Annotated in this window: 6 protein-coding genes; 4 read left to right on the forward strand and 2 right to left on the reverse strand. The window is 73.8% G+C overall.

The features are described from left to right. Positions 1–17 precede the first annotated feature (17 nt). Positions 18–1,388 carry a sensor histidine kinase gene (locus EPD83_RS19430; RefSeq protein WP_128365801.1) on the forward strand — a complete coding sequence of 457 codons (1,371 nt, stop codon included), beginning with the start codon at positions 18–20 and terminating at the stop codon, positions 1,386–1,388. Here EPD83_RS19430 and EPD83_RS19435 read toward each other — a convergent pair. Together EPD83_RS19435 and EPD83_RS19440 are read right to left on the reverse strand one after the other, a co-directional pair. Further along, entirely contained in the window at positions 1,357–2,046 is a 690-nt protein-coding gene (locus tag EPD83_RS19435; RefSeq protein WP_128365802.1) for a response regulator transcription factor, read from the reverse strand. The genes EPD83_RS19430 and EPD83_RS19435 overlap by 32 nt on opposite strands. Positions 2,047–2,272: 226 nt before the next feature. Continuing rightward, positions 2,273–2,545: a DUF7218 family protein gene (locus EPD83_RS19440; protein WP_128365803.1), complete on the reverse strand. Its 273-nt coding sequence runs from the start codon at positions 2,543–2,545 to the stop codon at positions 2,273–2,275. A gap of 155 nt (positions 2,546–2,700) precedes the next feature. Here EPD83_RS19440 and gabT point away from each other — a divergent pair, with 155 nt between their 5' ends. From gabT to EPD83_RS19455, 3 genes are all read left to right on the forward strand, one after another. Continuing rightward, positions 2,701–4,035 (forward strand): 4-aminobutyrate--2-oxoglutarate transaminase, encoded by a 1,335-nt coding sequence (gene gabT, locus EPD83_RS19445; protein ID WP_165567029.1) that lies wholly within the window; start codon positions 2,701–2,703, stop codon positions 4,033–4,035. A gap of 128 nt (positions 4,036–4,163) precedes the next feature. Beyond that, positions 4,164–5,969: an ABC transporter ATP-binding protein gene (locus tag EPD83_RS19450; RefSeq protein WP_128365805.1), complete on the forward strand. Its 1,806-nt coding sequence runs from the start codon at positions 4,164–4,166 to the stop codon at positions 5,967–5,969. After that, a partial coding sequence (locus tag EPD83_RS19455) for an ABC transporter ATP-binding protein (RefSeq protein WP_235950740.1) occupies positions 5,966–6,814 on the forward strand: 849 nt, incomplete at its 3' end. The genes EPD83_RS19450 and EPD83_RS19455, both read left to right, overlap by 4 nt.

The following is a 6,814-nucleotide window of genomic DNA, read 5'->3' on the forward strand; positions in this document are numbered from 1 at the left end:
GCACCTACACTGCGGACATGCGCGTCCGGCTGGGCCTGAGGAGCCGCATCCTCGCCCTCACCCTGCCGATTGTCGTCCTCGTCAGCGGTGCACTGGCCGGCATCGTCTACTTCTCGCTGGGCCAGGTCCTCGAGGCGTCCTCCCGCGACGTCGCGAGGTCCGAGGCCGTCGAGCTCCAGGCCGACCTGTCGGTGCACGGCGTCGCGGACCTCCTCGGCCGGCACGCCGTCGTCGACGGCAACCGGCTCGTGCAGGTGGTCGACCCCGCGAGCGGCCTCGTCGTCAGCTCCTCCGGGGGCGCGCCGGACCAGCCGATGGTCACCACGCGGCTCGTCCCGGGACAGGTCTCGGTCGGCAAGCTCGACGCGGTGGCCGGCCAGCCCGAGGGCGCGTACGTCGTCGCGGCCGCCGACGCCGTGAGCGAGGACGACCGGCACTACACCGTCCTCGTCGCCGTCCCCACCCGGGTGGAGTCGACCGCGCTCGGCCAGGCGACGGAGTTCGCGCTCATCGGGGCGGTCGGCCTCATCGCCCTGCTCGCGTCGGTGACGACCTTCGCGGTGGGCCAGGCGCTGCGCCCCGTCGAGCGGATGCGCGACCAGGTCGAGGCGATCGCCGCGACGGGTGGGTCCCGCGGCACCCTGTCCGTCCCCGCCGGCCGCGACGAGCTGACGCGGCTGGCCGAGACGATGAACCACCTCCTGGTGCGGATGAAGCGGGCCGACGCCTCGCGGCGGGCCTTCGTCGCCGACGCCGGGCACGAGCTGCGCAGCCCGCTGGCGACGATCCGGGTGCTGCTGGACCGGCTCGCCGAGGAGCGGCCGGCCGCCGAGCGTCGGCAGGTGTCGGACCGCGCGTCCGCCGAGGTCGACCGGCTGTCGGTGCTCGTCGACGACCTGCTCACCCTCGCCTCGGCCGACGAGCACGCCATGGTCCTCAACCGCACCGAGATCGACCTCGACGACGTCGTCCTCGGGGAGACGGGCGTCCAGCGGGCCCGCGGCATGCCGATCCACGTCTCGGTCGAGCCGGTGCGCGTCGAGGGTGACCAGCAGCGGCTCGGCCGGGTCATCCGCAACCTGCTGGAGAACGCCGGCCGGCACATGGAGTCGACGGTGCGCGTCGCCCTCACCCACGAGGACGCCGACGCCGTGCTCACGGTCGACAACGACGGCCCACCGATCGACCCCGAGGACCGCGAGCGCGTCTTCGGGCGGTTCGTCCGGCTCGACGACTCCCGCACCCGCGGCACCGGCGGCACGGGCCTGGGCCTGGCCATCGTGTCCGAGGTCGTCGCCGCCCACGACGGCCGGGTAGAGGCGACCGAGAGCCCCGACGGCTGGTGCCGCTTCTCGGTCAGGGTGCCGCGGTCGTCTGCAGAGGATTGAGCCGGTAGCCCATCCCGCGCACGGTCTCGATGACCTTGGTCTCGAACGGGGTGTCGATCTTGCGGCGCAGGTACCCGATGTAGACCTCGACGACGTTGTCGGCGCCGGGGTAGTCGGAGTCCCACACGTTCTCGAGGATCTCGGCCTTGCTCTGGACCTGCCCGGCCCGGCGCATGAGGTGGTGCAGCAGGGCGTACTCGCGCGCCGTCAGCTGGATCTCCTTGCCCTCCCGGGTGACCCGCCGGGTCGTCGGGTCCAGGCTCAGGCCGCCGGCGGTCATCGCCACCGGCCGCTCCGGGGCGCCGCGGCGGGCGAGCGCCTGGAGCCGGGCGAGCAGCACGGGGGTGCTGAACGGCTTGGTGACGTAGTCGTCGGCCCCGAGCTCGAAGGCGTCGGTCTGGTCGAACTCGCCGTCCTTCGCGGTGAGCATGAGCACCGGGGTCCACACCTTGTTGTCGCGCAGGTGCTTGAGGACGTCGTAGCCGTTCATCCCCGGCAGCATGATGTCGAGGACGATGACGTCGTACTGCCCCGCGACACCCCGTCGCAGGCCCTCACGACCGTCCTCGGTGAGGTCGACGACCCACCCTGCCTCGCGCAGCGCGTCGTCCAGCGCCGCGGCGAGCGGACGCTCGTCCTCGACGAGCAGCAGTCTCACCGGTTCTCCCCTCGACGTTCGACACGTGTCCGATTCGGTTCCGCGAACCAGGACCGAGCAGGTACATTACTCGCGTCCCGGTGCGGCTCGACCGCCGCGGACCGGGCCCGGAACCGGCGCCCGGGAGTTGCGAACCCCCTGCACGCAGCTCCCGGGCGCCTTCTCCGTCTCCGGGGGGTGTCCGGGCCGCCGGCCGGGGCCCGCGGACCGACGTCACGCGCCACGTTCAGCGCGAGCGCAGCGCCTCCACGAGCTCGTCCTTGGTCATCGAGCTGCGGCCCTCGACGTCGAGCTCGGCCGCCCGGTCGCGCAGGTCGTCGACGGTCCACTCCTCGTAGGGCGGGTGCTTGCCGCCCTTGCTCGAGGGGTCCTCGCGCCCGGGGTCGGCCTTGGCGTTCGCGATGCGTGCCGCCTTCTCCTTGCTCGCCCCCTGGTCCCTCAGGGCCTCGTAGGTGTCGGCGTCCTTCACCGACGGTCCCGGGTCCTCGCGTCCGGCCACGGCCATCTCCTCTCGACGGATGTGCCTCGGTCATACCCCCGTGAACGTCCGTCGACGCGGGCCGGTGCCGGGATGTTCGGATCGACGACCCGACACCGTTTCGACGACGGATTCCGTGGTTCCGCGCGGTCGGCGCCGCGGATATGCTGCTCGCCATGCTCGAACAGCGACGTGTCCTGGCCACCGAGATCCCCGGCCCGCGCTCGCGCGAGCTCCAGGCCCGGACGGCGGCCGCGGTGGCCGCGGGCGTCGGCGTCGGGTTGCCCGTCCACGTCACCGAGGGCGCGGGCGGCATCCTGCGCGACGCCGACGGCAACCAGCTCATCGACCTCGGGTCGGGCATCGCCGTCACGGGGGTCGGCAACGGCAACCCGCGCGTCGTCGAGGCCGTCACCGAGCAGGTCCGCCGCTTCACCCACACCTGCTTCATGGTCACCCCGTACGAGCCGTACGTCGCGGTCTGCGAGCGCCTCAACGCGCTGACGCCGGGGGACCACGAGAAGCGGTCGGCGCTGTTCAACTCCGGCGCCGAGGCGGTCGAGAACGCCGTCAAGGTGGCGCGGGTGGCCACCGGCCGTCCGGCGGTCGTCGTCTTCGAGCACGCCTACCACGGCCGCACCAACCTCACGATGGCGATGACGGCCAGGTCGATGCCGTACAAGCACGGGTTCGGCCCGTTCGCGCCCGAGGTCTACCGGGTGCCGATGGCCTACCCCTACCGCTGGCCCGGCGGACCGGAGGCGTGTGCGGCCGACGCGCTGCGGGTCGTCACCGACGCCATCACGACGCAGGTCGGCGCCGAGAACACCGCGGCCGTCGTCATCGAGCCGATCCAGGGCGAGGGCGGGTTCGTCGTCCCGCCGGAGGGGTTCCTGCCCGGGCTCGCCGACTGGTGCCGCGAGCACGGCGTCCTGCTCGTCGCCGACGAGGTGCAGACCGGGTTCTGCCGCACGGGGGACTGGTTCGCCTGCGACCACGAGGGCGTCGTCCCCGACCTGGTGACGACGGCCAAGGGCATCGCCGGCGGCATGCCGCTGGCCGCGCTCACCGGGCGCGCCGAGGTCATGGACGCCGTGCACCGCGGCGGGCTCGGCGGCACCTACGGCGGCAACCCGGTCGCCTGCGCCGCCGCCCTCGCCGCCATGGAGTCGATGGCCGAGGACGACCTCGCCGGACGGGCCCGGGACCTCGGGAAGATCCTCGGCGACCGGCTGTCGCTGCTGGCCCGGCGGTACCCGCAGGTCGGTGACGTCCGCGGGCGCGGGGCGATGATGGCGATGGAGCTCGTCTCCGACCCGGACACCCGGGAGCCGGACGCCGCGCTGGCCGCCGCCGTCAGCCGGGGCTGCCACGAGCGCGGCGTCGTCACCCTGACCTGCGGCACCTACGGCAACGTCTTCCGCTTCCTGCCGCCGCTGGCCATCGGCGAGGACCTGCTGCACGAGGCGATGGACGTCCTCGAGGAGTCCCTGGCCGCCGCCCTCTCCTGACCGCGGCGCCCTCGGGGCCGGGTCGGCCGCTGCCCGGACCCGCCCGGGTGCGCGCACCTTCGGCAGGCGCGGGGCCGGGCGGAAACCGGTGCGGGGGATGTCGGTGGCGCGACGTACTGTCGAAGGCGATGTCCTCCAGCACCTCCGCCCCGCCGGACCTGCTGGGCCCCGACCCGGACGCGACACCACCGGCCGACGTCCGGTCGCTGTGGCGGTTGCGCGGGTACCTGCGGCCCTACGTGTGGTCCCTGTCCGTCATGCTCGTCGCCGCCCTCGGCGGCGTCGCGCTCGCCATCACCATCCCGCTGGTCACGAAGGCGATCATCGACGGGCCGGTCACCGACCGCGACCAGGGCGCGCTGCTGCCCCTCGCCGGGCTGGCGCTCGGGCTCGGGGTGCTCGAGGCCGTGCTCGTCTGGGTCCGGCGCTGGGTGCAGTCCAAGGCCGTCCTCGGTCTCGAGACGACTCTCCGGCACGACCTCTACGCCCACCTCCAGACCCTGCCGATGGGCTTCCACAGCCGGTGGCAGTCCGGGCAGCTGCTCTCCCGCGCGACGACCGACCTCGCCTCGATCCGCCGGTTCAGCGGCTTCGGGCTGCTGTTCCTCCTCAGCAACGCCGTCCAGCTCGTCGCGACGACCGCGGTGCTGCTGCACCTGTACTGGCCGCTCGGGCTGGTCGTCGCCGGCGCCGCCGTCCCCATCATCTGGCTCTCGATGCGCTTCGAGCGCCGCTACGTCGTCGTGTCCCGCGCGGTGCAGGACCAGCGCGGCGACCTCGCGACGCTGTCCGAGGAGGGCGCCGTCGGCATCCGCGTGGTCAAGTCCTTCGGCCGCGCCGAGCACGTGTCGCGCCAGTACGAGGCCGGCGCCGAGCGCCTCCTCGCGACGAGCATGGACAAGGTCCGGATGTCGGCACGCTTCTGGACCTTCCTCGGGGTCATCCCCAACCTCGCGGTCGTCGCCGTCCTCGGCCTCGGCGCCGTGGGCGTCGGGCGGGGCGACCTCTCCACCGGCGAGCTCGTCGCCTTCATCACCCTCCTCCTCAGCCTGGTGTGGCCGGTGAGCGCGCTCGGCGTCATCCTCGCGATGAGCCAGGAGGCGATGACCGCGTCCGCCCGGCTGCTGGACATCTTCGACACCCGCCCGGCCATCGTCGGCGGCCCGGCCGTCATCGCGGAGCCGCGGGGGCGGCTGCGCTTCGAGCAGGTCGACTTCGCCTTCCCGGACAGCCCGGACGAGCCGGTGCTGCGCGGCGTGGACCTCGACATCGCCCCGGGCGAGACCGTGGCCCTCGTCGGTGCCACCGGGTCCGGCAAGACCGTGCTCACCGCCCTCGTGCCGCGGCTGTGGGACGTCACCGGCGGGCGGGTCACCATCGACGGGGTCGACGTCCGCGACCTGCGGCTGGACCACCTGCGCTCGCTCGTCGCCACCGCCTTCGAGGACCCGACGCTGTTCTCGATGAGCGCCCGCGAGAACCTCACCCTCGGCCGGGCGGACGCCTCCGACGCCGACGTCGAGCAGGCCCTCGAGGTCGCGCAGGCGCAGTTCGTCCACGACCTGCCGTACGGCCTCGACACCCGCATCGGCGAGCAGGGGATGGCGCTCTCCGGAGGCCAGCGCCAGCGGCTCGCCCTGGCCCGGGCCGTGCTCGCCCGGCCGGCGGTGCTCATCCTCGACGACACCCTCTCCGCGCTCGACGTGCACACCGAGCGGCTCGTCGAAGAGGCGCTGACCCGGGTCCTCGCCTCGACCACCGGGCTCGTCGTCGCGCACCGGGCCTCCACCGTGCTGCTCGCCGACCGCGTCGCGCTGCTCCAGGACGGCACGGTCACCCACGTCGGGCAGCACCGGGAGCTGCTGGCCACGGTCCCCGCCTACCGCGAGCTGCTCGCCGCGGACGCGCAGGAGCCCGTGGGGGCGCGCTCGTGAGGGCCCCGACGCGCACCGGCGGTCCGCGCACGGACCGCCACACCGCGGACCGGGCGGCACCCGAGGACGCCGCGGCCCTGACGGACGCCAGCGACGTCCGGACCGGCTGGCGGGGCGAGCTCGGGGAGCACCCGGACGACACCGCCGAGTCGCTCACCGCCGGGTCGCCGGGTGGGGCGCGCCGGCTGCTGCGCGAGCTGCTCGTCCCCTACCGGCGGATGCTGCTCGTCGTCGTCGCGGTCGTGCTCGCCGAGAACGTCGCCCGCCTGTCGATCCCCTACCTCGTCAAGGAGGGGATCGACGTCGGCATCCCGCCGATCCGGCAGGACGACGACCTGCGGCCGCTGCTCGGCATCGTCGGCGCGGTGCTCGTCGCCACCGCCGTCCAGGCCGTCGCCCGGGGACGCTTCCTCGTCCTCCAGGGCCGGATCGGCCAGCACGTCCTCGTCGAGCTGCGGCGCCGGGTGTTCCGGCACTTCCAGGCGCTCAGCCCGGCCTTCCACGAGACCTACACCTCGGGCCGCGTCATCTCCCGGCAAACCTCCGACGTCGACGCCATCTCCGAGATGCTCGAGACCGGCTTCGACGGCCTCGTCACGGCGGCGCTGACGCTCGTCGGCACGGCCGGCATCCTCCTCTGGCTCGACCTCGAGCTCGGGGCCGTCGCCCTGCTGTGCGGGCCGTTCCTCGCCCTGCTGACCAACTGGTTCCGCACGGCGTCGGGCCGCTCGTACCGGGTGACCCGCGAGAAGGTCGCCCTCGTCATCGTCCACTTCGTGGAGTCGATGGGCGGGGTGCGGGCGGTCCAGGCCTTCCGCCGCGAGGCCCGCAACGAGGAGATCTTC

Source organism: Phycicoccus flavus, from assembly GCF_004025965.2.
Classification (GTDB): domain Bacteria; phylum Actinomycetota; class Actinomycetes; order Actinomycetales; family Dermatophilaceae; genus Phycicoccus; species Phycicoccus flavus.